The 22,026-nt window shown below is 62.5% G+C and carries 28 protein-coding genes; 15 read left to right on the top strand and 13 right to left on the bottom strand.

All coding sequences use genetic code 11. The features are described 5' to 3' along the window. The first annotated feature begins 85 nt into the window (after nucleotides 1–85). From GJR99_RS05160 to GJR99_RS05135, 6 genes are all read left to right on the top strand, one after another. Nucleotides 86–490 carry a PH domain-containing protein gene (locus GJR99_RS05160; protein WP_151109936.1) on the top strand — a complete coding sequence of 135 codons (405 nt, stop codon included), beginning with the start codon at nucleotides 86–88 and terminating at the stop codon, nucleotides 488–490. A gap of 17 nt (nucleotides 491–507) precedes the next feature. Continuing rightward, on the top strand, nucleotides 508–1,038 hold the full coding sequence (locus GJR99_RS05155; protein ID WP_151109934.1) for a hypothetical protein: 531 nt from the start codon (nucleotides 508–510) through the stop codon (nucleotides 1,036–1,038). A gap of 129 nt (nucleotides 1,039–1,167) precedes the next feature. Continuing rightward, on the top strand, nucleotides 1,168–1,587 hold the full coding sequence (locus GJR99_RS05150) for a cobalamin B12-binding domain-containing protein (RefSeq protein WP_151109932.1): 420 nt from the start codon (nucleotides 1,168–1,170) through the stop codon (nucleotides 1,585–1,587). A 2-nt stretch (nucleotides 1,588–1,589) separates the two neighbouring features. Further along, a complete protein-coding gene (gene meaB / locus GJR99_RS05145; RefSeq protein WP_151109930.1) occupies nucleotides 1,590–2,780 on the top strand; it encodes a methylmalonyl Co-A mutase-associated GTPase MeaB in 1,191 nt (396 codons plus the stop codon). A gap of 77 nt (nucleotides 2,781–2,857) precedes the next feature. After that, nucleotides 2,858–3,784, top strand: coding sequence for an alpha/beta fold hydrolase (locus GJR99_RS05140; RefSeq protein WP_151109928.1), 927 nt, complete (start codon nucleotides 2,858–2,860; stop codon nucleotides 3,782–3,784). 2 nt (nucleotides 3,785–3,786) lie between these two features. Next, entirely contained in the window at nucleotides 3,787–3,930 is a 144-nt protein-coding gene (locus GJR99_RS05135) for a hypothetical protein (protein WP_154325940.1), read from the top strand. A gap of 16 nt (nucleotides 3,931–3,946) precedes the next feature. On the opposite strand, the gene GJR99_RS05130 is transcribed toward GJR99_RS05135, so the two are convergent. After that, on the bottom strand, nucleotides 3,947–4,327 hold the full coding sequence (locus GJR99_RS05130) for a Zn-ribbon domain-containing OB-fold protein (RefSeq protein ID WP_151109926.1): 381 nt from the start codon (nucleotides 4,325–4,327) through the stop codon (nucleotides 3,947–3,949). Next, entirely contained in the window at nucleotides 4,327–5,493 is a 1,167-nt protein-coding gene (locus tag GJR99_RS05125) for a thiolase domain-containing protein (RefSeq protein WP_151109924.1), read from the bottom strand. Before GJR99_RS05125 ends, GJR99_RS05130 begins: the two co-directional genes overlap by 1 nt. Before the next feature lie 141 nt (nucleotides 5,494–5,634). Between GJR99_RS05125 and GJR99_RS05120 the strand changes: the two genes are divergently transcribed. Then, nucleotides 5,635–6,942 (top strand): M28 family peptidase, encoded by a 1,308-nt coding sequence (locus tag GJR99_RS05120; protein WP_151109922.1) that lies wholly within the window; start codon nucleotides 5,635–5,637, stop codon nucleotides 6,940–6,942. A gap of 260 nt (nucleotides 6,943–7,202) precedes the next feature. Further along, nucleotides 7,203–7,931: an NAD(+)/NADH kinase gene (locus GJR99_RS05115; RefSeq protein ID WP_151109920.1), complete on the top strand. Its 729-nt coding sequence runs from the start codon at nucleotides 7,203–7,205 to the stop codon at nucleotides 7,929–7,931. A 128-nt stretch (nucleotides 7,932–8,059) separates the two neighbouring features. On the opposite strand, the gene GJR99_RS05110 is transcribed toward GJR99_RS05115, so the two are convergent. The 8 genes from GJR99_RS05110 to GJR99_RS05075 form a co-directional block, all read right to left on the bottom strand. After that, the gene (locus GJR99_RS05110; RefSeq protein ID WP_151109918.1) at nucleotides 8,060–8,500 is read right to left on the bottom strand and encodes a DUF7313 family protein; all 441 of its coding nucleotides are present in this window, start codon (nucleotides 8,498–8,500) and stop codon (nucleotides 8,060–8,062) included. Nucleotides 8,501–8,632: 132 nt separating this feature from the next. Then, a complete protein-coding gene (locus GJR99_RS05105) occupies nucleotides 8,633–8,914 on the bottom strand; it encodes a DUF7314 family protein (RefSeq protein WP_151109916.1) in 282 nt (93 codons plus the stop codon). Further along, the gene (locus tag GJR99_RS05100; RefSeq protein ID WP_151109914.1) at nucleotides 8,907–9,296 is read right to left on the bottom strand and encodes a DUF7315 family membrane protein; all 390 of its coding nucleotides are present in this window, start codon (nucleotides 9,294–9,296) and stop codon (nucleotides 8,907–8,909) included. The genes GJR99_RS05105 and GJR99_RS05100 overlap by 8 nt, the downstream gene beginning before the upstream one ends. 40 nt (nucleotides 9,297–9,336) lie before the next feature. Beyond that, complete coding sequence (locus GJR99_RS05095) at nucleotides 9,337–10,101, bottom strand: cytochrome b family protein (protein WP_151109912.1); 765 nt, start codon at nucleotides 10,099–10,101, stop codon at nucleotides 9,337–9,339. A 10-nt stretch (nucleotides 10,102–10,111) separates the two neighbouring features. Then, on the bottom strand, nucleotides 10,112–10,906 hold the full coding sequence (locus GJR99_RS05090; protein ID WP_151109910.1) for a cytochrome b: 795 nt from the start codon (nucleotides 10,904–10,906) through the stop codon (nucleotides 10,112–10,114). A 2-nt stretch (nucleotides 10,907–10,908) separates the two neighbouring features. Continuing rightward, a complete protein-coding gene (locus GJR99_RS05085; protein ID WP_151109908.1) occupies nucleotides 10,909–11,295 on the bottom strand; it encodes a DUF7318 family protein in 387 nt (128 codons plus the stop codon). Beyond that, nucleotides 11,295–11,951 carry a halocyanin domain-containing protein gene (locus GJR99_RS05080; RefSeq protein WP_151109906.1) on the bottom strand — a complete coding sequence of 219 codons (657 nt, stop codon included), beginning with the start codon at nucleotides 11,949–11,951 and terminating at the stop codon, nucleotides 11,295–11,297. The genes GJR99_RS05085 and GJR99_RS05080 overlap by 1 nt, the downstream gene beginning before the upstream one ends. Before the next feature lie 87 nt (nucleotides 11,952–12,038). Beyond that, nucleotides 12,039–12,869 (bottom strand): DUF7319 domain-containing protein, encoded by an 831-nt coding sequence (locus GJR99_RS05075; protein WP_151109904.1) that lies wholly within the window; start codon nucleotides 12,867–12,869, stop codon nucleotides 12,039–12,041. A 197-nt stretch (nucleotides 12,870–13,066) separates the two neighbouring features. Here GJR99_RS05075 and GJR99_RS05070 point away from each other — a divergent pair, with 197 nt between their 5' ends. Continuing rightward, complete coding sequence (locus GJR99_RS05070; protein ID WP_151109902.1) at nucleotides 13,067–13,549, top strand: DUF7321 family protein; 483 nt, start codon at nucleotides 13,067–13,069, stop codon at nucleotides 13,547–13,549. A 47-nt stretch (nucleotides 13,550–13,596) separates the two neighbouring features. Here GJR99_RS05070 and nth read toward each other — a convergent pair whose 3' ends face one another. Next, nucleotides 13,597–14,280 (bottom strand): endonuclease III, encoded by a 684-nt coding sequence (nth, locus tag GJR99_RS05065; RefSeq protein ID WP_151109900.1) that lies wholly within the window; start codon nucleotides 14,278–14,280, stop codon nucleotides 13,597–13,599. 171 nt (nucleotides 14,281–14,451) lie between these two features. On the opposite strand from nth, the gene GJR99_RS05060 reads away from it, so the two are divergent. Together GJR99_RS05060 and GJR99_RS17710 are read left to right on the top strand one after the other, a co-directional pair. Next, nucleotides 14,452–15,132 (top strand): DUF998 domain-containing protein, encoded by a 681-nt coding sequence (locus tag GJR99_RS05060; RefSeq protein ID WP_151109898.1) that lies wholly within the window; start codon nucleotides 14,452–14,454, stop codon nucleotides 15,130–15,132. A gap of 96 nt (nucleotides 15,133–15,228) precedes the next feature. Further along, entirely contained in the window at nucleotides 15,229–15,363 is a 135-nt protein-coding gene (locus GJR99_RS17710) for a hypothetical protein (RefSeq protein ID WP_255518300.1), read from the top strand. 63 nt (nucleotides 15,364–15,426) lie between these two features. Here GJR99_RS17710 and pan1 read toward each other — a convergent pair whose 3' ends face one another. Continuing rightward, nucleotides 15,427–16,644 carry a proteasome-activating nucleotidase Pan1 gene (gene pan1 / locus GJR99_RS05055; protein ID WP_151109896.1) on the bottom strand — a complete coding sequence of 406 codons (1,218 nt, stop codon included), beginning with the start codon at nucleotides 16,642–16,644 and terminating at the stop codon, nucleotides 15,427–15,429. Between the two features lie 172 nt (nucleotides 16,645–16,816). On the opposite strand from pan1, the gene GJR99_RS05050 reads away from it, so the two are divergent. Genes GJR99_RS05050 through rad50 form a run of 4 tightly spaced genes read left to right on the top strand, consistent with a single transcriptional unit; the run spans nucleotide 16,817 to nucleotide 21,531 of the window. Further along, the gene (locus GJR99_RS05050) at nucleotides 16,817–17,086 is read left to right on the top strand and encodes a MarR family transcriptional regulator (protein WP_151109894.1); all 270 of its coding nucleotides are present in this window, start codon (nucleotides 16,817–16,819) and stop codon (nucleotides 17,084–17,086) included. Between the two features lie 25 nt (nucleotides 17,087–17,111). After that, entirely contained in the window at nucleotides 17,112–17,468 is a 357-nt protein-coding gene (locus tag GJR99_RS05045) for a hypothetical protein (protein WP_151109892.1), read from the top strand. Beyond that, nucleotides 17,465–18,856, top strand: coding sequence for a DNA double-strand break repair protein Mre11 (gene mre11, locus GJR99_RS05040; protein WP_151109890.1), 1,392 nt, complete (start codon nucleotides 17,465–17,467; stop codon nucleotides 18,854–18,856). The genes GJR99_RS05045 and mre11 overlap by 4 nt, the downstream gene beginning before the upstream one ends. Continuing rightward, nucleotides 18,853–21,531 (top strand): DNA double-strand break repair ATPase Rad50, encoded by a 2,679-nt coding sequence (gene rad50 / locus GJR99_RS05035; protein ID WP_151109888.1) that lies wholly within the window; start codon nucleotides 18,853–18,855, stop codon nucleotides 21,529–21,531. Before mre11 ends, rad50 begins: the two co-directional genes overlap by 4 nt. Before the next feature lie 43 nt (nucleotides 21,532–21,574). Here rad50 and GJR99_RS05030 read toward each other — a convergent pair whose 3' ends face one another. Next, nucleotides 21,575–22,012, bottom strand: coding sequence for a DUF7346 family protein (locus tag GJR99_RS05030; RefSeq protein WP_151109886.1), 438 nt, complete (start codon nucleotides 22,010–22,012; stop codon nucleotides 21,575–21,577). Nucleotides 22,013–22,026 lie beyond the last annotated feature (14 nt).

Genomic DNA, 22,026 nt, shown 5'->3' with positions numbered 1-22,026 from the left:
GTGTTTTCGATATATACATTCTTCAAAAAGTGAGTGTATTGATAATAGGAAATTTTAAATTACAGACATAGTTTAGTATGGGTGTATGAGTGCAGATGTGCCAGATGTAGAGGGCTTTACGCTCCTCGATGGTGAAGAGGTTCGACACAACATTCAGCCGTCGTTCGCGTCGTACATGACCGACGGGCAATCTATCCTTCTCGCGATTATCTCGCTGGGAATTCTCCCGTTCCTGTTCGTGAAGGGTTCGCGGTACGTCGTGACGAACGAGCGTGTGATGAAGAAGACTGGACTCCTCGGGACGAGCACCGAAGAGTATCGAATCGACGACATCAGTCAGTTGTCGACTGGACAGCGCCTCGTCGAGAAGCTCCTCGGTGTCGGTAACCTCCAGTTTGCGACTGCCGCTGCTGGTTCGAACATCGTGTTCTTCGGTCTCGACGACCACGAGAGTGTCGCAAACACGATTCGGAACGTCCAGCGAGAATAACACCCCCGTTTATCTTTATGAGTACTGCAGATATCGTCGCACTAGTCATCGTTCTCGTCGGACTTGGAGTCGTCTTGATACCGTTTCTCTACGGTGCAGTGTACGTTGCCGGGCGACTCGGAGTGGGGCCACTCTCGAACGAAGGACTCGACCGGAGCGACAGCGAGACCGCTGGACTCACGGTCGACCTCCGCGGTGACGAAGAGGCCGTCTACGTCTCTTCGCCGGATAGAGAGCGGTGGCGGCCGTTGTTCGTCGTGGGGCTCTTTCTCATTCCGTTCTTCTGGGGTGTCCCACTCTGTTTCTACGCGTACCGGCTCAGAAACCAGCCGAAGTACGTCGTTACGTCTGACCGAGTAATCGAGAAAATCGGTTCCGATACGTCGTCGTATCCGCTTGCGGATATCGCGCAACTCCAGACGGGTGCGAACCTCTCCGAACGGTTGACGAACAAGGGGCACGTCAAGTTCAGCGTCGACCACAGCCAACTCGTCACGATTTCGGGCCTCCGAAGGCCCGGCCGAGTCGCTCGTCTCATCGACGCGTAGCGTCCGAGACACAACCGGGTTGGGTGACTGTGGGCTCTTTTTTGCGATGGACACTCACGACTACTGCGCACAGTACATCTTTCCCCATCTTCCGTTAGAATCAAATCGGGTGACACCGAACCTCCGTCCATGAGCGCGGACTCCGAACAACGAACTATCCGGTGTCTCATCGCGAAGGTGGGACTCGACGGCCACGACCGTGGTGCACACGTAATCTCTCGCGCCTTCCGTGACGCGGGATTCGAAGTCATCTACTCCGGTCTCCACCGTGCGCCCGACGAAATCATCCAGGCGACGGTCCAAGAGGACGTCGACGTACTCGGGATTTCCATCCTCTCGGGTGCCCACAACACGCTCGTGCCGAAGGTGATGGCCGGCCTCGAAGAGTACGGCGCACTCGACGACACGCTCGTCATCGTCGGCGGCATCATCCCCGAAGAAGACCGCCCCGGACTCCTCGACGAGGGCGTCGACGCCATCTTTGGACCCGGAACTCCGATGCAGGAGACCATCGACTTCGTGAAGGAAAACGCGCCCGAGCGTAAGTGACGATGGGTCGGGCGGTCGAATCCGACCTCGTCGAACGACTTCTGGACGGCGAACACCGAGCGCTCGCTCGCGTCATCACGAAAATCGAATCACAGTCTCCGGGCTACCGCGACATCGTCTCCGAGATTCACGCGCACACCGGCCACGCCTCCGTGGTCGGTATCACCGGGAGTCCCGGTGCCGGCAAATCGACGCTCGTGGACAAACTCGCCAAGCACTATCGCGACCAGGGCGAGACTGTCGGCGTCATCGCCGTCGACCCGTCGTCACCGTACACCGGCGGTGCGGTCCTCGGCGACCGGATTCGCATGGCGTCGAACGTCGGTGACATGGACGTGTTCTTCCGGTCGATGAGCGCCCGCGGCCAACTCGGTGGCCTCTCGACGGCCACGGCCGACGCCGTGAAAGCCCTCGACGCCTTCGGCAAGGACCGAATCATCATCGAGACGGTGGGCGCGGGGCAGAACGAGGTGGACGTCGTGAAGACGGCAGACACCGTCGTCGTCCTCGTCCAACCCGGCAGCGGCGACGACGTGCAGATGCTCAAAGCCGGGATTTTAGAAATCGGCGACGTGTTCGTCGTCAACAAGGCAGACATGGAGGGTGCATCGCGCACCGTCGCCGAGTTACAGGAGATGATTCACCTCCGTGACGACGACCCGACGAAAGGGCTGAATATGGGTCACCACGGTGCCGGCGCGATGTCGGAGACACCGGGGCACGGCGGGCAGGACGGACACGGCGGGCACGGCGGGCAGGACGGACACGGCGGGCACGGTGGTCACAGCGGGCACAGTGGTCACGACAGTCACGGACACGGTGGTTCCCCCCACGACGAAGACACCGATGCACCCGACGAGGGCGAGGCAAAGCCGACGTGGACACCGCAGGTGGTCGAAACCATCGCCACGACGGGTGAGGGAATCGAGACGCTCGCAGAGACGCTCGGGGACCACTACACCTATCTCTCCGAGTCGGGCGAACTCGAGGTGAAAGCCAGACAGCGCGCTGGTGAGGAGATTCGACAACTGCTCCGCAGCGACGTGAACCGACTGCTCGAACGGGAACTCGACCGTCGCGGCGGCATCGAACAGTTCGCGCGGGCCGTCGTCGACAAGGAGACGGACCCCTACGCCGTCACCGAAGACGTGCTCGAACCGCTTCGTGAGTGTCTCGAAGACGGAGACGACTGAACGACTCGCACACTCACTCGTCACCCGACCCCGCCACGGGCGGGCGAATTAAGGTCTCTCCGAACTATCTCACTGACATGAAACTCCGACGAGCGATTGGTCTCGCTGCGGCCGGTGTCGGTCTCACTGCCGCCGCCAACGCCGCCCTCTCGAACCGTGTCGGTCCGCTCGAACCGCCGCTTTCCGGCACTCAGCAGACGTATCGCTGGCGTGGAATCGACGTGTCGTACGTCGAGGCCGGTGACGAAGACGCACCCACGCTCGTCTTCTTCCACGGCATCAACGCCGCCGGGTCGTCGGGTGAGTTCCGCGAGGTGTTCTCCGAACTCGCCGAAGACTACCACGTCGTCGCCCCCGACCTCCCCGGATTCGGCCTGTCGGACCGTCCGGCGCTGTACTACTCGCCGGCGCTCTACGAGGATTTCGTCGGCGACTTCCTCGCAACCTACGACGACCCGGCAGTCGTCGCGTCGTCTCTCACCTCGGCGTACACCGTCGCTGCTGCCTCGCGCGACGACGTTTCGCTCTCGGGACTCGTCCTCATCTGTCCCACCGCTCGCGGCGGGCCAGAGCCCAAAGAGTGGCTTCGTGAACTCGTCCGCGCGCCAGTCGTCGGCGAAGCCTTGTTCAACCTCGTCGCCTCGCGGCCCTCCATCCAGTATTTCAACGACGACCACGGCTACTACGACCAATCGAAGGCGAGTGACGAGTGGGAAGACTACGAGTGGCGGACGGCCCACCAGGAGAACGCACGGTTCGCACCTGCGTCGTTCATCTCCGGCTATCTCAACTCGGATATCGACCTCGCGTCCGCACTCTCGGAGCTCGACGTGCCGACGACGCTCGTCTGGGGGCGCGAAAGCGACATCACGCCGCTGAAAGATGGCCGCGAACTGGCAGAGGCGGCCGACTGCACCCTCGTCGTCTTCGACGACGCGATGCTCCTCCCGCACGTGGAGTTCCCGAACGCGTTCGTCGAGACGGTTCTGGACGCGCTCGCCTGAGGATGCTCGGCCTGTTCGATTCGATGTCGCTGTTCCTCTACGGGGCCATCGCAGTTCTCGCAGGGGGGTTCTGGGTCTGGGTCGTCGGGTCGTACGTCTACGGATGGACCTCACCGGGCGACGTCGTAGACCAAAACGAGAAGTGAGAGACTGAAACGACGCTTACTCGTCTGCCGGGCGGAACACGAGCAACTGCTCGTCAGTCGTGGTATTCACGCCGACGTCGGGCGTGACCGACATTCCGAGTTCGACGTCGGACCCCGGCACGTCGCGGACGACGCCCGTGAGTCTGACGGGGCCGAACGACGCGATTGCCGTCACGTACGGCGCTTCGTCGGCGAAGTCCGGCGCGGGAACGTGGACTTCGGTGAAGGTGACGACAGTCCCCGTCTCTGGGAGCGGTTCTTCGGTCAGTTCGTCGTCGCCACAGTGAGGACAGGTCCGTCGCGGTGGGAGCGACCCGTGGCCGTCGGGACAGGCGATGTAGTAGCCCTCTCCGTCGGCGATTGCGGCCACCCACTCGTCGTAGCCAGCGTCTGTCATCAGTGCATCACCTCCAGGACGTGGACGACCGCACTCGCGACGGTCCCACCCGCGTTGTGGGTGACGCCGACGCGAGCGTCTGGAATCGCGTCACTGTTGGCGTGGTCGCCGCGGAGGAGTTTCGTCATCTCGACTACCTGTGCGGTTCCCGTCGCACCGACCGGGTGGCCCTTCGCTTTCAGGCCGCCCGAGAGGTTCACCGGCAGGTCGCCGTCACGGGTCGTCTCGCCGCGGGCGGCCGCGCCGATTCCTTCGCCGGGTTCGTAGAATCCGAGCGACTCGAGGGCCAACACCTCCGCGATTGTAAAGCAGTCGTGGACTTCGGCCACGTCGACGTCTGCGGCGGTGATGTCTGCGTCCGCGTAGGCCATCTCGGCGGCTTTCGTCGCTGCCGGCGTCTGTGCGAGATACTCGCGGTCTTGCAGTGCGGCCTTGTCGCCGCCCTGGCCGGACCCAGCGACACGGACCGGTGCGTCGAGGCCGTGTTCGTCTGCGTAGTCGCCGCTGACGAGGACGACAGCGCTCGCACCGTCGGTGATGGGGCAGGCGTCGTAGAGGGTCAACGGGTCGGCGACGACGGGACTCTCGAGGGCGTCTTCGACGGTTATCTCGCGGTGGAACTGCGCGTACTCGTTGGGCATCGCGTTGGCGTGGTTCTTCACGGCGATGTGGGCGAGGTCCTCGTTGTCGCCGCCGAACTCAGAGAAGTACGCTCGTGCCATGAGCGCGTACGCGCCGGGGAACGTGACACCCGCGCGGACTTCGAACAACTCGTCGGCCGCGATGGCGAGCGAGCGAGTCACCTCGGAGGTTCCGAGGTTGTTCATTCGCTCCATTCCACCGACGAGGACGACGTCGGCGCCGCCGCCGCGAACCGTCTGGACGGCCTGTCGGAAGGCGACACCGGCGGACGCGCACGCCGACTCGTAGCGGGTCGCGGGGCATTCGAGGCCTGCTGCCTCCGCGACGACCGGACCCTGATGGCCTTGTCCCTCCGCGAGTTCGCCCATGAAGTTGCCGTAGTGGACCTCCTCGTACTCCTCGCGGGAGATACCTGCCTCGTCGCGGGCGGCGAGCGCTGCTTCGGCAAACAGGTCGCGGCCCGTTCGCTCGGGATGACTGCCGAACTTGGTCAGTCCAACCCCAGCGATTCGAACGTCATTCATGGATAATTGTACGTGATAGATGCCCCTTGAACTTGCCGTTCATCGGTAAACCGTCGCCAAGCGATTCACTCGATTCCGAGTGTCTCTGTGGCCGATTCGACTACCGGAATCGTTACCATCGAACCGCGTGACCGTAGCAGTATGACCGACTGGATTGGAGACACCTTCACGAGCGACGTCGGGTGGACGCATCTCGAACGACTCGTCGACATCGGAAACAGAATGGCGGGGTCGCCGGGCGAACGCGAGGCGATGGAAGCGACGCGCGACGCACTCGAAGCAGTCGGTGCGCGCGACGCGTACATCGACTCGTTCGACATTCAGGGGTGGGAACGTGGTGACAGCACGATCGTCGCCCACGACACGACACAGGAGTGTATCGCGCTCCCCCGCAGTCCTGCCGGACAGGCCACCGGTGAACTCGTGGACCTCGGATACGGACTCCCCGAGGACTTCGACCGTGACCTCTCTGGGAAGGTCGTCGTCGTCTCGTCGACCGTCCCAGACCACTACGACCGCTTCATCCACCGCCGCGAGAAGTACTACTACGCGGTTCAGTCCAACGCCGCGGGGTTCATCTTCGCCAACCACGTCCCCGGACAACTCCCACCGACGGGCAGTGTCGGCACCGCAGACGCCCCGATTGGCGACATCCCGGCCGTCGGCGTGAGCAAGGAAGTCGGTGCCCGTCTCGGCCGCCGGTTCGAGGGCGAAGAAGTCACCGTCGAAGTCCACTGCGAGACGCCTGCCGCGAGCAGTGGCAACGTCCACGCCGAACTCGGCCCCGACACCGACGAGGAACTGCTGGTGACGAGTCACCTCGACGCTCACGACATCGCCGAGGGCGCGATGGACAACGGAGCGGGGACGGCGATGGTCGTCGAAATCGCCCGCGCACTCGCCGCCCGCGAAGACGAACTGGAGACGCGCGTGCGGTTCGTCTGCTTCGGTGCAGAGGAAGTCGGTCTCGTCGGGTCCGAACACGAAGCGGAGCGACTGGGCGCAGACCGCGCGAACGTCAAAGCAATCGTCAACAACGACGGTGTGGCCGCCGGGCGAACGCTCAAGCTCCACACCCACGGATTCGACGAACTCGAAGCAGCGGCCAAGACTGTCTCCGAGCGATTCGACCACGACGTCGCGACGATTCCCGAACAACTCCCGCACAGTGACCACTGGCCGTTCGTCGCCCATGGCGTGCCGGCGTTCATGGTCGGGAGCAAGAAGAAAGGTCGAGGCCGCGGGTGGGGTCACACCCACGCCGACACCATCGAGAAACTCGAATCGCGGACGCTCCGCGAGCAAGCGATACTGCTGACCGAACTCACCGTCGAACTCGCCCGTGCCGACCGCGAGATTCCGCACGCCCCACCCGAGGATATCGCGGCGGCGCTCGAAGCAGAAGACCAAGCCGCGGGCATGAAGGTCACTGGCGACTGGCCGTTCTGAGACCGCACACCGACTCGACGGAAACACACCGTTTCGTCGGTGTGATACCACGGCACCATCGGTAGCAGACACTCGTCGCCATCGATAGCAGACACTCGTCGCCATCGATAGCAGACACTCGTCGCCATCGATCGCAGATTCCCGTCGCCATCGATAACCGACACCCGCCGGGCCCGTCGCGCCGGCGAACCACGAGGGCTTTTATTCGGGGAAGCGTAGCACGGGACGATGCTTTGGTTCCCCCTCGGAGGGAGACGGCGATGAGATTCGCAGTCGTCGGTGACGAGTCGGTCGGCACCGCGATTCGCGAGGCCGGTGGGAGCGTCGTCTCACCCGACGAGGAACCATCCGCTGACGCCGTCGTCGCCGTCGGAGAGTCGTCGGTCGCCGACGCCGTCTTCGATTCGGCGTTTGACTGCCCGGTCTTTCCGGTCGACTGTGGCGCACCGTGGTCGGTTCCACGCCGTGAACTCACCGACGCCATCTCGTCGGTCACCGCGGGTGACGGTCGACTCTTCGAACACCCGATTCTCTCTGTCACTGTCGGTGGCGACCAGGTTGGACGCGCACTGTTCGATACGATGCTCATCACGAGCGAACCGGCGCGCATCTCGGAGTACGGTGTCGCACACGTTGGCCCGGAGGCACCGGTCGATACGCCGACAGACGAGTCGGACGACGACTGGGTGTCCGTAGACGAGTTCCGTGCCGACGGTGTGGTCGTCGCGACACCGCTCGGGAGCACTGGATACGCTCGTGCGGCAGGCGGGTCTGTCGTCGGCCCGAACGCTGGCGTGGCCGTCGTTCCCGTCTCGCCCTACGCGACCCGAACCGACACGTGGGTCTTCCAACCACCGCTTCGACTCACCGTCGAACGCGACGATACGCCAGTCTCGCTCGTCGTCGACGACGGCGTCGTCTGCGACGTTTCTCCGTCCGACCCCGTCTACGTCACGGTCGACGGGACCGCCACGCTCCTCTCGCGCTGAGGCGAGCGCTCTGTGGACGCGACGCTATTCGACCCGAGAGCGACTGCTCAGCATCGAGACTCCTGTTCGCAGCGTGCTACCGAAACGTCTCGGGAGTCGGTCGCAAAAACGAATTCGTCGAAGTTGCCTCAGATGACGGCGTTCCAGACGTCCGCGACGAGGAAGAAGAGTGCCTGGTACGCCGCGTACATGAACACGAGGACCGACGCGACGACTGCGCCGTTCGGCCGGTCGAGTTTGCGGTCGTTGCGCGCTTCGACGTTGCGTGCTTCGAACTCGAAGAAGTCGGTCAGGAACATCCCGACGACGAGGACGGTCATGACCATCCCGCCGTGCGGTTCGACGAGCAGGTAGACGAACGACAACAAGACGAGTCCGCCGGACGTAAAGCTGTGTGGCAGGAAGCGCGAGAGTTCGTCTGCACCATCTTCAGCTTGGTTGACGTGCGACCGGTGTGCGAGGAGACGGGTCGCGAAGTTCGCGAGCACCATCACGAGTATCGCGATGGGAACGATGGGTTCGACCGCCGCCAACTGGTCGAGTGGGACGAGGAACTGGAGTGGTTGCATACAGGAACGTCAGAGGGATACTCATTAGAGTTTTTCCAATCTGACGCGGCACGAAGGGGTGGACAGCGACCGCTATACTGAGGGCTTTTTATACTTTCCTCGGTGGAAACGAGAGAAGAACGCGCTCGAGTGTTACTGCGCGTTACGCCGTTCTTCGAGCGCGGACATCACCTGGTGGCCCGCTGGGATGAGCACCCAGAACGTGAGCGCACCGAGGATAGCGAACCAGAGGAATACGTCCATCAGGGTGACGGCGATGATGTTGAAGATGCCTTCGGTCGCACCCGACGAGAGTGGTTCGATGAGCTGTTTCGTGCTCTCGAAACTGCTCGTCCGGTACCACGATGCGAGCACCATCCACGCGAGACCGGCACCGGTCAGGATACCCAGACCCTTGATGAATTCGTCAGCCATTGTTCGAATCTTCGCCGGAGTCCTCTTGAGACTTTCCCATTCCTTGGGCGCGGAATCTGGTCCCGAGGGTGTACACCACGGCACCGAATGCGATAATCGTCAGTCCGACGACAGCCAGTGCCGTGCTCAGGATGCCAGCGTCGACGCCGACACCGACGAACCCGAGTGCGCTGGTGATGAGCGCCCGGAGCGCGCTCACCTGCAGCGTTGCGGCGTCGAGAAAGATGAAGCCGAGGACGACACTGACGACGGCGATGAGCGTCGAGAAGACGGTGACCGTCTTGTAGAGTCGCATGGGGACGACGATGTCGCGGCGACCACGTCTTTCCCGCCTCGGTTTTCCGGTGCCACCGGGCCCGCTAGTCGCGTCGCTATCTGTCATTACGCGTCTCTACGAAGGGATGGTTGGTAGTGGTTCCGCTCTACTTCGGCGGGCGAAGTCGGTAGTAGCGGCGGTTGAGGTTGTACATGTAGCCCTCACGCATCGTCTTGAGCACCGCGTAGGTGACCGTCCCGAAGACGATTGGGAGCAGGAACGTCAGGTCGAACAGCAAGTCGACGTTCATCGGCATGAGGTTCTTGACTGCCAAGAGCGAGATGGTCATCGCGAACACCACGCCTGCGACGCCCACTGCCGCCCAGAACGGTTGCTCGACGGGACGACGCGCGGACCCCTTGTTGAGGAAGGGGACGATGGCGATGAAGCCGACGACGACACCGTTCGCGAGCACGCCATACGTCCGGTCGGCCATAATCTTCTGGCCGCCGAGGATGGCGAGTTCGGGGTTCAGCGGGTTGAGCTTGAGCAGCCCGAACGACCAGTAGAGATACCAGTCGGGCAGGATGATGGCCGGCGTCTGACTCGGGTTCGCGGGCGCGCCGATGTGCGGCGGCATCGTCGCCGAGAGGAACAGAATCATCCCGACGAAGAACGACGCGATAGAGAGGTTTCGAACCGTCTCGTGGGGCCACGTCGGGAACGCGAGTACGTCACGCTCGACGTAGTCGGACTCCGTACGGAGGTCTTGGTCTTCACGACGTGCACGCTCGAAGTACTCGTAAGTGAGCCGAGAGAGCCCCGTCTTGCGAGCCTTGCGCTCGCTCCACGTGGGCGTCTCGTTGTCCGGGGCAACGATGCCCGTGCCGTCGGTGCGAATCTCCTTGGTTTCGGATTCGTTGTCGCTCATGTTTGTCACCTCAGTGCGGCTCCGCGATGCCCTGCACCCACACGATGCCGATGTGAATCGCGATGAGTGTCGTCACGACGAACGGGAGCAGGAACACGTGCAGGATGTACATGCGCTGGAGCGTCGCCTGACTCAGCGTGAAGCCGCCGAACAGGAGCTGTGCGACCCACTCACCAGCGAGCGGGACGGACAGCGACATCTCGACGCCGATCTGACCGGCCCAGAAGGCGAGCTGGTCCCACGGGAGCAGGTATCCCGTGTACCCGAACACCATCGTCAGGCTGATCAGGACGATTCCGAGAAGCCAGTTCAGCTCACGCGGTTCCTTGTACGACCCCGTGAAGTAGACACGGAGCATGTGCAGGAACACTGCTGCGACCATCACCTGTGCCGACCACCGGTGGATGGAGCGAAGCATGAAGCCGAACTGCAGGTCGCGCATGATGAACTCGATACTGTTGTACGCAGTCGTCGGGTCGCCACTCGTCGCGGGGGAGTAGTAGAACCCGAGGAGGGCACCACTAATCGCTGCGACGACGTATGCGAGCGTCGAGAACAACCCAAGCGTGTACAGGGGGTACCAGTACCAGAACTTGTTGTCGAGGTTGTATTGCTCGGTGTGGCTCTTCGGCATCTGGAGGTTGACTTTGTAGTAGAGTGTCTCCAGAAGCTCGAGGTAGTCGACGATGCGGAGTCGCTTATCCAGCCAGATGAGGGTCGTGAGGAAGGTGGCCTCGATAGGTGTGAGGTCCTTCTTCTTCATCCAGGCTTTGTGGTCGTGTTCTTCTTTGCGTTCGAGACTCATGGTTATCGCTTGTAGTAGGGGTACACCGCGCGCTTGACCTGGTCCCACGCACCGTCACCGAGCGTGACACCGTCGACGTCCTCCTCGCGGACGTAGAGGTCTTCCCACTTACGACGCCGTTTCTTGACGATCATGACGTCTGGGAGGAACTCCTTGCGGTACAGTGCGAGGATGAACGCGAGGTCCACGAAGATGACGGCGAGGACGCCGCCGAGGAACATGTTACCCGTGTCCGTCAGGCCCCACCCGGAGACGAATCCAAAGGTGAAGAGGAAGACGAACACGACCTCGATAATCGTCAAGAGGACGATCGCGATGGCCGCCGCAGTACTCTCGCGTGCCGGTTCGTATCGGTGAATATCGCCGTATGTGCTTCCGGTCGAGGACATTATTCGCCACCTCCAGTGTTACCCGTATTCGGGGACTCGCCGTACTTCAAGATGAAGAACGTGTAGATGATGGTGACGATGATTCCGAGGATGGTCGCCGACCCGACCCAGTGCGCCTGAATCGGAACGCCGAGTTCCTCGAGTTCTTTCTCGCCGCCGCCACCACCGACGCTGACGGTTGCCACGTCGCCGCCGACGGCGACTGCACCTTTCATGCCGAGTGCCTTGTGGGGCGCACAGAAGTATTTCGAGATACCTGCGTCACCCTCTTCGAAGGTGTACTCGTAGGTGGTTCCGGCCTCAGCGACAGGGGCGCCGGAGTCGAGACCTGCTGGTCCTTCTTCCATCTTGACGTTGTGGCCACCGCCTTCGCCAGTCCATTCCCACGTTACGGTCGTACCGGGGTCGACCCAGATGCCTGCCGGGGCGAACGCAAGGGCACCACCGTTTCCGGAGGCACCGACTTCGACTGTCACTTCGCTCTGGCCGCGGAGGTCTTCGTAACCTCCGTCGATGCCGTCGAGCCAACCGCCGAAGTCAGGTTGAACCTGCGCTCCACCGCCGCCTTCTTCCTGCGCAGCAGCAGCGGTCCCGGCGGCAGCGGTCGCGGCGGCTGTGGCACCGCCGGCCGTTCGGAGAAACTCCCGCCTTTTCATACGGTCGTTCGTCAGAATGGGACGCGCTTAAACCCACCGACTATAGCCTCGCGGACGGGGATTCACGCGGTGAGCGAGGCGGTGTCGTCACCCCTCAGAACTGAGGGGTTCACCGTCAGGACCTTCCACCAGCGCTTCTACGTCGGTGTCGCCGTCGAACGCCGGCACGAACGCGGGACGTTCGCCGGTTTCGACGCCGATAGCGCGGAGTCTGTCGCGGTACTCTTCGGACCGGAAGCGGTCCGAGAGGCGGGCGTTTGCGACGGTGACGAAGAGGAAAAGGCCGATGAGAACGAAGCCAGCGCCGACGACCGGCGCGATAATCGACTGCACGTCGGGGGAGATAATCCACGCCCCGATGAGCGCGAGCCCACCGAGTAACTGACCGAAGGCGACGACCTGCAGCATCCGGTTGCCGAAGTCGCCGGTGCCTTGTGACACTTCGTCCGGGGAGGGGAGGCGAACGGTTGCGGGTGCCTCGTTCACCTCGAAGTCGTCCATCGAGCAGAGCGCGACGGTCGGTTTCACGTCCCGGAGGACGGTTCCTTCTCCCTCGACACTCCCATCCGGGTAGACGACGGCGTATCCTTCGTCGGAGTACGCGAGAATCCGAGGCTCTCCGCCTTCGGTGACGCGTTCGAGGACGGCGAACACTTCGCGAATCGCGACGCGGTACCGAAGTTCTTCTTCGACCCGGTCTAAGAGTTCTTCACCGACGATCCACGAGTCCGGGTCGAACGCCGCGTCCCACTCGTCGACGCTCATCTTCGCCATGTCCGCCGGGCCGAAGTTGTCGAAGTCGTACTTCTCTTCGACTTCTCGGCGGAGGGCTTCGAGTTCGTCCTCGGACACCGCACCGTCGGTACCCGCCTCCGGCGACGCTTCGTCGTCGGCCGGTGCGGAAGACGAATCTGCCATCGTCGGGAGTAGGACCTAGGGCGGTAAACGTGTTGCGACCCCGATTCACGCGTTCGACGCCGTCTGCGACCGCTCCGACCCACGATAGTGAGGTTGCTTTCCTACGGGGGGGTGAGGTCGGTCCAAAAGTGGTCTAGCGCTCGAATGGCCGCCCGTGTATCGGTCCCTTTACGCCGACTGCGTCCGAACGCCGGGCGATGGCAGACGAGACGACCCTCGCCACACTCGCAGCGGTCACCGTCACGGCCAGTCTTCCGTTCTATCTCTACGGCGCGTGGATAATGATAGACGCCGAGACAGTGTCGTGGGAGGTACTCGTCTACCACCTCAAGATAATCTTCCCAGGACTCGTCTTGAACACCGTCCCAGTCGTCACGTGGATGCTCCCGCGACTACTCGACCAGTTGAACGGCCTGAGCGCGTTGCACGCCATCATGGGGTTGCAAGCGTACGCCATGCTCGTGTTCGCGTTCACCGGAATCGTCCGCATCTTCCAGGCGAAGTGGGAAGCAGACCTCTATCGTAACCCGGACCCTGACGTCTCACTCGACGACCTACACGAGAACATGAGCGCGTGGCGTGGGCGTCTCCGCGTCGGCGTCTTCGGATACGTCGTCTTCTGGTTCCTCGCGTGGATTCTCGGAATCTACCGATACGTCACGGGATATCTGTTGGTCTAAAAAACGCCACGTCGGTTCTGCGACGCTGACTACCTTCGCCGACCCGTTTACCACTCGTCGCCACTGGCGAGGTCGACGTCGTGGTCGAGTTTCGAGGAGGGACAGCGGTCTTCGAGCACGCAGGCGTCACAGTCTGGATTACGAGCGTCACAGACGGCGCGACCGTGACTGATGAACAAGTGAGTGAACTGCTGCCAGTCTGTCTCGGGGACGACCGGCATGAGGTCTTCTTCTATCTTCTCCGGATACTCCTCTTCGGTCAGTCCGAGTCGCCGCGAGAGTCGCTGGACGTGTGTATCGACGACGATGCCTTCGACGATGTCGTGGCCGTGTTGGAGGACGACGTTGGCAGTCTTTCGGCCGACACCGGCGAGGTCGGTCAGTTCGGACATCGTGTCGGGCACTTCGCCGTCGTGTTTCTCGATGATGTCCGCGCACGCGCTTCGGATGTACTTCGCCTTGTTGTTGAAGTACGTGATGGAGTTGATGTCCTCGGCCAACTCGTCTTGCTCTGCGGCGGCGTAGTCCTCGGCAGTGTCGTACTTTGCGAACAGGTCGGCTGTGACCTTGTTGACGCGTTCGTCGGTACACTGCGCAGAGAGCATGACGGCGATGAGGAGTTCGAGTCGGTTCGAGTAGTTCAGTGAGATGGTGGTGTCGGGATACTCCTCGTAGAGGCGCTCCAGTACTTCTTCGGCTTGTGCCGTCCGGGTGTCGAGTGGCGTGCCCATATCTGTGGGTGCGACCCAGTCGGTTTCAGTCGTTCGGGTTGCGGTGACTCGTTCGCGGGCCGTGTGTCGCCGCTTCTCGGGCCGTGTAACACTCGTCTTCGATTCTCGATTCACGAGATACGTCATCCGTCGATATATCATTTCAGTGCGTCTTCACGATTGGTGACAACGATGGAAAGTACGACACAGACACAAACACGACGACCGACCGAGACGGCGGTGGCCTACGGGTATCACCGCGACCGATTCCTCGCCGGTGCGTTACTCTTCGTCTTCGGACTCGTCGCGCTCATGGGTATCATCACCGCAGAAGCGTTTTACCCCGGCTACAACGCCGGCGTACAGGAGATAAGCGACCTCGGTGCGACGAGACCACCGGACAGTATCATCCTCCAACCATCGGCGACGATCTTCAACACGACGATGACGCTCTCCGGCCTCTTGGTTCTGGGAGCGACCTACTTCGTCCGCAGGGCGTTCCGTGACCGTGCAGTCACCGTCGCTCTCGGGGCGCTCGGTATCGGCATCCTCGGTGTGGGAATCTTCGACGGGAGCGAAGCACCGATGCACGGTATCGCCGCACTGCTCACCTTCTTTGCGGGTGGTGTCTCGGCGGTCGTCGCGTATCGGGTGATAGAGACACCGTTCAAGTACCTCTCTGTCGCAATCGGGGGATTCGTCCTCTTACTGCTCGGGAGTCTCATCGCCCTCGGGTTGCTCGGCGTCACTCACCCACTGATGTTCCTCGGAGCAGGCGGTGTCGAGCGATACGTGGCGTATCCAGTCCTCCTGTGGACACTCGGCTTCGGAGGGTATCTGATGGCACCTGTCGCAGAGCCTGACGCGGTGTGAGACTCCGCGTGACCCGACGTGTCTCTGGGAACTGCCCCATCGTGACGCGCACGCAGAGACCCACAATTTATCATCGACGACCGTGACGGGGAGCGTATGTCAGCGTTCGAACTCCCCGGACGGCGTGAAGCATGGTTGACTGCGGCAGCGACGTTCGCCGGTTACGGGTTGATTCTCGGTGCGATGTTCGTCGCCCTCTTCGTCCTTCCGTACGTCGCGTTCGCGGCGTAACCACTGCGAGCGCAGGTCACTGAAAATAACGGGCGGTCGAATACTCGCGAGAGAGTCGCCGAATTAGGCGAACGCGCGCGAGATATCCGTGGTGTCTTCTGCTTCTTTCTGAATCTTCTCCCAGGCGTCTACGAAGTCCTGCATGAATATCTCCGTGCGGTCGTCGCGGATGGCGAACATCCCCGCTTCCGTACAGATTGCCTTGATGTCGGCACCAGAGGCGTCTTCGGCGAGTTCGGCCAGTTCCGCGAAGTCGACGTCGTCGGAGACGTTCATCTTGCGGGTGTGGATCTTGAAGATGATCTCACGGCCATCCTCGTTCGGCCGGGGCACCTCGATGAGGCGGTCGAACCGGCCGGGGCGGAGAATCGCGGGGTCGAGCATGTCGAAGCGGTTGGTCGCCGCGATGAGGCGGATGTTCCCGCGTTCGTCGAAGCCGTCCATCTCTGCGAGGAGTTGCATCATCGTCCGCTGGACCTCGGCGTCGCCGGAGGTCTTCGAATCAGTACGCTTCGACGCGATGGCGTCGATTTCGTCGATGAAGATGACGGCAGGTTCGTTCTCGCGGGCAACCTCGAAGAGGTCACGCACGAGCTTCGCACCCTCACCGATGAACTTGTGCACCAGTTCGGACCCGGCCATCTTGATGAACGAAGCGTTCGTCTGGTTGGCGACGGCCTTCGCGAGCATCGTCTTCCCCGTGCCCGGCGGTCCGTAGAGGAGGACGCCCGACGGCGGGTCGATGCCCACCTTCTCGAACATCTCCGGACGGTCGAGTGGCATCTCGACGGTCTCTCGGACCTCTTGCATCTGTTCTTCGAGTCCGCCGATATCCTCGTACGTCACGTCGGGGCTGTGCTCGACTTGCATGACGCGTGCCCGGACGTCAGTCTCTTTGTCGAGTCGCTTGACGATAGACAGCGAGTTGTTCACGGCGACACGCGCGTCGGGTTCTAACTCCTCGCGCATCTCGTCTGTCACCTCGGTGAGGGCCTCTTGGTTGTTACCATGCTGCTTGATGATGACCCCCTCGTCGGTGATTTCCTGAACCGTCGCAACGAAGAGCGGCGATTGCTTGAGCTTCTTGTTCTCGTGGGTGAGACGCTCCAGCTTCTGCTGATACTTGTTGTTCTCTGCGTTCGCGTCGAGGAGTTTGTCGCGCATCTCCTCGTTTTGCGTTTCGAGAACTTCGAGCCGCTCTTGAAGGGCGGTGATCTTCTCCTGCTGCGACGCCGAGTCCTTGTCGTACGGTAGGTCGACGTCGTCCACAGTGTCGGTCATCAGGCGGGATAGGACGCAGGCTCATAAGAGGCTTCGGGTGTCTGAGGGATTCGCCGGCTACGAAGCGTCTGTGTACCGAGATGACGAGTCTGACGTGCGTCACACATATTCGTGAAAGTAATAATAATGGATAGCAAATATTATCTAATAGCATTCCAAGAGTACAGATACGATGAGCACCACGGAAGCAATCGAACGAGACGCAGACCCCTCCTCTGAAGACCGTTGGGCAGCGGTTCGTGACATGCCCCCGAGCGCGAAACTCGTCGCGAAGGTCCTCGACTACGAGGATACGCTCACCCAAAGCCAAATCGCAGAAGAGTCGCTTCTCCCGCCACGGACCGTCCGGTACGCGCTCTCTCGTCTCGAAGAGGAAGGCGCAGTCGACTCTCGGTTTTCCTTCTCCGACGCGCGCAAGCGTCTCTACACACTCAACGTTTAAATCCGAAGACGCGGCCAGACGGCGTATGCCCGACCCCGCAACCGTCGGCCGCGCGCTCACCGCACTCGCCTACCCTGACGACGGCCCCGAGCGACAGGGCTACCAACGGACGATTGCCGACGCACGCGACGCCTTCTCCGACCTCGACACTGCCGCGCAGTTTCTCGACGACGACGGTGAGGCGACCCTCCGTCGCGCAGTCGGTGCAGCGTCTCGAGACGACCACTCCTGTGCGCGAGACGGGCGGCGGCTGCTTCGGGACCTCTCTCGGCTCCGCGAATCGATAGCTGACGCGCCACCGTCGACTCCCGGAGACGGGGACCACTTTCACTCCGGTCGCACAACGGTTTTCAGCGGCGCTGGCGAATCACCGGATAGATGACACGGGTGATTCACACCGGCGACACCCATATCGGGTACCAGCAGTACCACTCGCCGGAGCGCCGTCAAGACTTCCTCGACGCCTTCGAACAGGTCGTCGAGGACGCGATTTCAGAGGAGGTGGACGCCGTCGTCCACGCGGGCGACCTCTACCACGACCGTCGCCCCGAACTTCCAGACCTCCTCGGGACGCTCGCTGCGCTCCGCCGCCTCGACGACGCCGAGATTCCGTTCCTCGCTATCGTCGGGAACCACGAATCGACGCGTGGGGGACAGTGGTTGGACCTCTTCGAACGCCTCGGCCTCGCGACGCGTCTCGGGAGCGACCCGTACGTCCTCGGCGACGTGGCCTTCTACGGACTCGACCACGTCCCGCGCTCTCGCCGCGACGAACTCGACTACCAGTTCACTCCCCACGAGCAGTCGCGTGCCGCCCTCGTCGGTCACGGGCTCTTTACGCCCTTCGCACACGCCGACTGGGAGACTGAGACCGTTCTCGAAGCGTCGAACGTCGAGTTCGACGCGATGCTCCTCGGTGACAACCACGTCCCCGACAAAGTGGACCTCGACGGGACGTGGGTCACCTACTGTGGGTCGACCGAGCGCGCGAGCGCGAGTGAACGCGACCCACGCGGGTACAACATCGTCTCGTTCGACTCGTCAGAAGTGGATATCCGGCGGCGCACACTCGAAACCCGACCGTTCCGCTTCATCGAAGTGGACCTCTCGGGCGACGAGGGTATCGAGCGCGTTCGACAACGCGTCCGCGAGTTCGACCTCGAAGACGCCGTCGTCATCGTCGGCCTGACCGGCGAGGGCGACTCTGTCACTCCTGCGGCCGTCGAGTCGTTCGCCGTCGAAGAGGGCGCACTCGTCGCCCGCGTCAACGACCGCCGCGAGATAGACACCGAATCGGAACTCAGTGTCGACGTCTCGTTCGCGGACCCGGACGACGCGGTCCGCGACAGAGTCCGCGAGATGGGCCTGTCGGGTGCCGCCCTCGACGTCGACGAGACCGTTCGCGAGAGTAAGGTCGCGGACTCGAACGTCCGCGACGAGGTTCGTGAACGCGTCGCCTCGCTCCTCGACGACGACCCGGACGCGTTCGTCGCCGCCGAAGACGTCGAGTCCGAGCGTGACGTCGCGGGAGAGGCGGAGACGACGACAGAACCCGCGAACGGCGAGACGGGGGACGGTGACGATTCGCCCAGCGAGTCGGAGACGGTGGCGGAATCGGCCGCAGAACCGGCCGACGACCCGGACGACGAACCGACCGACGACTCGGACGACGAACCGACCGACGACCCGGATGACGAACCGACCGACGACTCGCCGAACGACCCCGAACCACAGGTGGCCAAAGACAGCTCACTGGGTGATTTCGCATGAGATTCACGCACGTCTCGCTGAAGAACTTCAAACCGTACGACGACGCCGACCTCGACCTGCGCGACGGGGTGACGGTCATCCACGGCGTCAACGGGAGTGGAAAATCCTCACTCCTCGAAGCGTGTTTCTTCGCGCTCTACGGGTCGAAGGCGCTCAGTGGGACGCTCGAAGACGTCGTAACGACCGGCGAGGAAGACGCCGAAATCGAACTCGAGTTCGTCCACGACGGTGGCAGCTATCGAATAGAACGGCGGATTCGAATCTCGGGTGACCGCGCGACCACCGCGAAGTGCGTCCTCGAAGGCCCGGACGGAACTGTCGAAGGCGCGCGCGACGTTCGCCGACACGTCGCCTCGCTCCTCCGGATGGACGCCGAGGCGTTCGTCAACTGCGCGTACGTCCAGCAAGGCGAGGTCAACAAACTCATCAACGCCTCGCCGTCCCAGCGACAGGATATGATAGACGACCTCCTGCAACTCGGGAAACTCGAAGAGTACCGAGAACGGGCCGGGAACGCCCGCTTGGGGGTCGAAGACGTGCTGACGAGCAAGCGGAGCGTCCTCGACGACATCGTCTCGCAAATCGAACAGAAAGAAGACGCAGCCCTCCACGCGCGACTCAACGCACTGGAGTCCAAACTCGCCGAAAAAGACGAGAAGATAGCCAACTACGAGTCTCAGCGCGAGAAGGCGAAGTCGACGCTCGACGCCGCACAGGCGACGCTCGACGAACACGCCGAAAAACGCGAGCGACTGGCAGAAGTCGAATCGGCCATCGAAGACGTCCAGTTGAAAGTCGCGAAAGACGAAGCACAGCGTGACAAACTCACCGAGCGAATCCGCGAACTCGAAGACGAACTCGACGACGTCGCCACCGAGATAGAGACGGCGCTGGCGGAGACCGACTTCGACGACGCCACGGAATCGGCAATCGCTGCACGGCGGACGGAGTTCGACGAGCGAGAGTCCACCATTCGAGAGGAGTTGTCCGACGCACGCCAGCAGGCACAGGCCCTCGAGACACAGGCCGAACGTCTCAGAGAACGGGCGACTGACCTCGAAGGCCGCGCCGAGGAAAAACGAGACGCTGCAGACGCAGACGAATCGACTGCAACGGAGGCGGCGACGGAACTCGAGTCGTTCCGTGAGAAACGGAGAGACATCCAGTCGTCGCTCGCCGACATCGACGAACAGTTTGCCGACGCCCCGGTCGACCGAGGCGCTGCCGCAGACCTCCTCGACGAACGGCGGCGCGACCGCTCCGAGGCCCGCGAATCACTCGCGGAGACCGAAACGGAACTCAAGAACGCACGGGAGCGACTCGAAGAGGCCGAAACACTCCGTGACGCGGGCAAGTGTCCCGAGTGTGGCCAACCCGTCGAGGGGTCACCCCACGTCGACGCTATCGGTGACAGAAAAGCAGAGGTCGAGTCGCTGGTATCCGACCGAGACGAACTCGAATCGACGGTCGAATCGCTCGATTCGGCGGTCGAGAGGGCTGAGCGTCTCGTGAAGTTCGAGAACCGCGCTGACTCGCTCTCGGAGACGCTCTCTCACCTCGACGAACGCATCGAAGACCGTGAGACGACGGTCGAGTCACGCCGTGAGTCCGCCGAAGAGAAGCGCGAGGCTGCCGCTGAACTCGAAGACGAGGCGGCCGCGAAACGAGAGGCGGCGGAGACGCAGGCCGGACGTGCCGACGAGGCGGCCGAGAGGGTCGACAGCCTCGAAGCGGACCTCGAATCGCTCGAAACCCGTCGGGAGCGTGTCGGACGCGTCGAGTCACTGGTCGAAACTCGCGCCGAGAAGCGAGACGAACGCGAGCGATTGCGTGAGAAACGCGAGACGCTCGCCGAGGTCAACCGTGAGCGACGCGAACATCTCGTGGACCGACGGAATCGACGGGACGAACTCCGCGAGGCCGTCGACGAATCGGCGGTCGAATCGGCGAAGAACAGCAAACAGAAGGCCGAAACGTACATCGAGCAGGTAGACGGTGTCCTCCCCGACCTGCGGGACCAACGCGACGATATCCAGAGTCAAATCGGTGGTGTCCAGTCGGACCTCGAACGGTTGGACGAACTCCGAGAGCGCCGAGACGAACTCGCGACGCGGGTCGACGCGCTGGACTCACTCCACGAGGAGGTTTCGACGCTCGAATCGACCTACGGCGACCTTCGGGCAGACCTCCGGCAGCGGAACGTCGAGGTCCTCGAACGAATGCTCAACGAGACGTTCGACCTCGTCTACGCGAACGACGCCTACTCACGCATCCGTCTCGACGGCGAGTACGGCCTCACCGTCTTCCAGAAGGACGGCACCGCCCTCGAACCCGAACAGTTGTCCGGTGGCGAGCGCGCGCTGTTCAACCTCAGTCTCCGGTGTGCAATCTACCGACTGCTCGCAGAAGGTATCGACGGGGCGGCACCGCTGCCGCCACTCATCCTCGACGAACCGACCGTCTTCCTCGACACCGGCCACGTCTCTCGACTCGTCGACCTCGTCGAAGACATGGAGTCTCGCGGCGTCAAACAGATACTCATCGTCAGTCACGACGACGAACTCGTCGGCGCGGCAGACGACCTGGTCCGCGTCGAGAAGAACCCGACGACGAACCGCTCGACAGTCGAGCGAACCGACGCACCGGAGCTCGCGAGCGTCCTCGCGGACGACTGAGAGTCCGTTCCGGACCGAGCTTATGTTTCGTTCCGGACCGAGCTTACGTTTCGGACTGCGTCTCTCGCAATCGCTCGATTCCCTCTTTTGCGACTGTCGTCGCCTCGTAGCCTCGCTCGCCGTAGATTGTCGTCTCTTCTATGAGGCCGGCGATTTTGAACTCGGTCAGCAGGCCGTGGAGGTCGCTCTCGCAGAGGTCGTACGCGCCCATGATGTCCACGACTGGAAGCGGGCCACGGTCGACCATATCGACGAGCAGACCGAGTCCACGCTCGGTCGGTGTCGCGACGAGGATTCGACGGACTGGTTCGGGGACGGCACGTGCTGCGGTTTCGAGTGGTGACTCACCGCCGACGTCTTCGAGTTCGTCGTTCGGGAGGTAGCGTTCCTCGCCGGTCTTCGGGTCGCGGACGCGACTGCTGTCGCTGGAGCGTTTGACGAGCAGATACGTTCGGCCGTCGGGTCCGCGGACGGTACGCATGGTGGGGCGGAGGC

Source organism: Haloferax marinum, from assembly GCF_009674625.1.
Lineage (GTDB): Archaea > Halobacteriota > Halobacteria > Halobacteriales > Haloferacaceae > Haloferax > Haloferax marinum.
Note: the sequence above shows the minus strand (reverse complement) of the source record. Positions and strands in the feature narration are given on the sequence as shown.

Bases quoted from the DNA above. Each gene is read 5' to 3' on its own strand.
- GJR99_RS05160 (WP_151109936.1), top strand. From the start codon at position 86: ATGAGTGCAGATGTGCCAGATGTAGAGGGCTTTACGCTCCTCGATGGT.
- GJR99_RS05155 (WP_151109934.1), top strand. From the start codon at position 508: ATGAGTACTGCAGATATCGTCGCACTAGTCATCGTTCTCGTCGGACTT.
- GJR99_RS05150 (WP_151109932.1), top strand. From the start codon at position 1,168: ATGAGCGCGGACTCCGAACAACGAACTATCCGGTGTCTCATCGCGAAG.
- meaB (WP_151109930.1), top strand. From the start codon at position 1,590: ATGGGTCGGGCGGTCGAATCCGACCTCGTCGAACGACTTCTGGACGGC.
- GJR99_RS05140 (WP_151109928.1), top strand. From the start codon at position 2,858: ATGAAACTCCGACGAGCGATTGGTCTCGCTGCGGCCGGTGTCGGTCTC.
- GJR99_RS05135 (WP_154325940.1), top strand. From the start codon at position 3,787: ATGCTCGGCCTGTTCGATTCGATGTCGCTGTTCCTCTACGGGGCCATC.
- GJR99_RS05130 (WP_151109926.1), bottom strand. From the start codon at position 4,327: ATGACAGACGCTGGCTACGACGAGTGGGTGGCCGCAATCGCCGACGGA.
- GJR99_RS05125 (WP_151109924.1), bottom strand. From the start codon at position 5,493: ATGAATGACGTTCGAATCGCTGGGGTTGGACTGACCAAGTTCGGCAGT.
- GJR99_RS05120 (WP_151109922.1), top strand. From the start codon at position 5,635: ATGACCGACTGGATTGGAGACACCTTCACGAGCGACGTCGGGTGGACG.
- GJR99_RS05115 (WP_151109920.1), top strand. From the start codon at position 7,203: ATGAGATTCGCAGTCGTCGGTGACGAGTCGGTCGGCACCGCGATTCGC.
- GJR99_RS05110 (WP_151109918.1), bottom strand. From the start codon at position 8,500: ATGCAACCACTCCAGTTCCTCGTCCCACTCGACCAGTTGGCGGCGGTC.
- GJR99_RS05105 (WP_151109916.1), bottom strand. From the start codon at position 8,914: ATGGCTGACGAATTCATCAAGGGTCTGGGTATCCTGACCGGTGCCGGT.
- GJR99_RS05100 (WP_151109914.1), bottom strand. From the start codon at position 9,296: ATGACAGATAGCGACGCGACTAGCGGGCCCGGTGGCACCGGAAAACCG.
- GJR99_RS05095 (WP_151109912.1), bottom strand. From the start codon at position 10,101: ATGAGCGACAACGAATCCGAAACCAAGGAGATTCGCACCGACGGCACG.
- GJR99_RS05090 (WP_151109910.1), bottom strand. From the start codon at position 10,906: ATGAGTCTCGAACGCAAAGAAGAACACGACCACAAAGCCTGGATGAAG.
- GJR99_RS05085 (WP_151109908.1), bottom strand. From the start codon at position 11,295: ATGTCCTCGACCGGAAGCACATACGGCGATATTCACCGATACGAACCG.
- GJR99_RS05080 (WP_151109906.1), bottom strand. From the start codon at position 11,951: ATGAAAAGGCGGGAGTTTCTCCGAACGGCCGGCGGTGCCACAGCCGCC.
- GJR99_RS05075 (WP_151109904.1), bottom strand. From the start codon at position 12,869: ATGGCAGATTCGTCTTCCGCACCGGCCGACGACGAAGCGTCGCCGGAG.
- GJR99_RS05070 (WP_151109902.1), top strand. From the start codon at position 13,067: ATGGCAGACGAGACGACCCTCGCCACACTCGCAGCGGTCACCGTCACG.
- nth (WP_151109900.1), bottom strand. From the start codon at position 14,280: ATGGGCACGCCACTCGACACCCGGACGGCACAAGCCGAAGAAGTACTG.
- GJR99_RS05060 (WP_151109898.1), top strand. From the start codon at position 14,452: ATGGAAAGTACGACACAGACACAAACACGACGACCGACCGAGACGGCG.
- GJR99_RS17710 (WP_255518300.1), top strand. From the start codon at position 15,229: ATGTCAGCGTTCGAACTCCCCGGACGGCGTGAAGCATGGTTGACTGCG.
- pan1 (WP_151109896.1), bottom strand. From the start codon at position 16,644: ATGACCGACACTGTGGACGACGTCGACCTACCGTACGACAAGGACTCG.
- GJR99_RS05050 (WP_151109894.1), top strand. From the start codon at position 16,817: ATGAGCACCACGGAAGCAATCGAACGAGACGCAGACCCCTCCTCTGAA.
- GJR99_RS05045 (WP_151109892.1), top strand. From the start codon at position 17,112: ATGCCCGACCCCGCAACCGTCGGCCGCGCGCTCACCGCACTCGCCTAC.
- mre11 (WP_151109890.1), top strand. From the start codon at position 17,465: ATGACACGGGTGATTCACACCGGCGACACCCATATCGGGTACCAGCAG.
- rad50 (WP_151109888.1), top strand. From the start codon at position 18,853: ATGAGATTCACGCACGTCTCGCTGAAGAACTTCAAACCGTACGACGAC.
- GJR99_RS05030 (WP_151109886.1), bottom strand. From the start codon at position 22,012: ATGCGTACCGTCCGCGGACCCGACGGCCGAACGTATCTGCTCGTCAAA.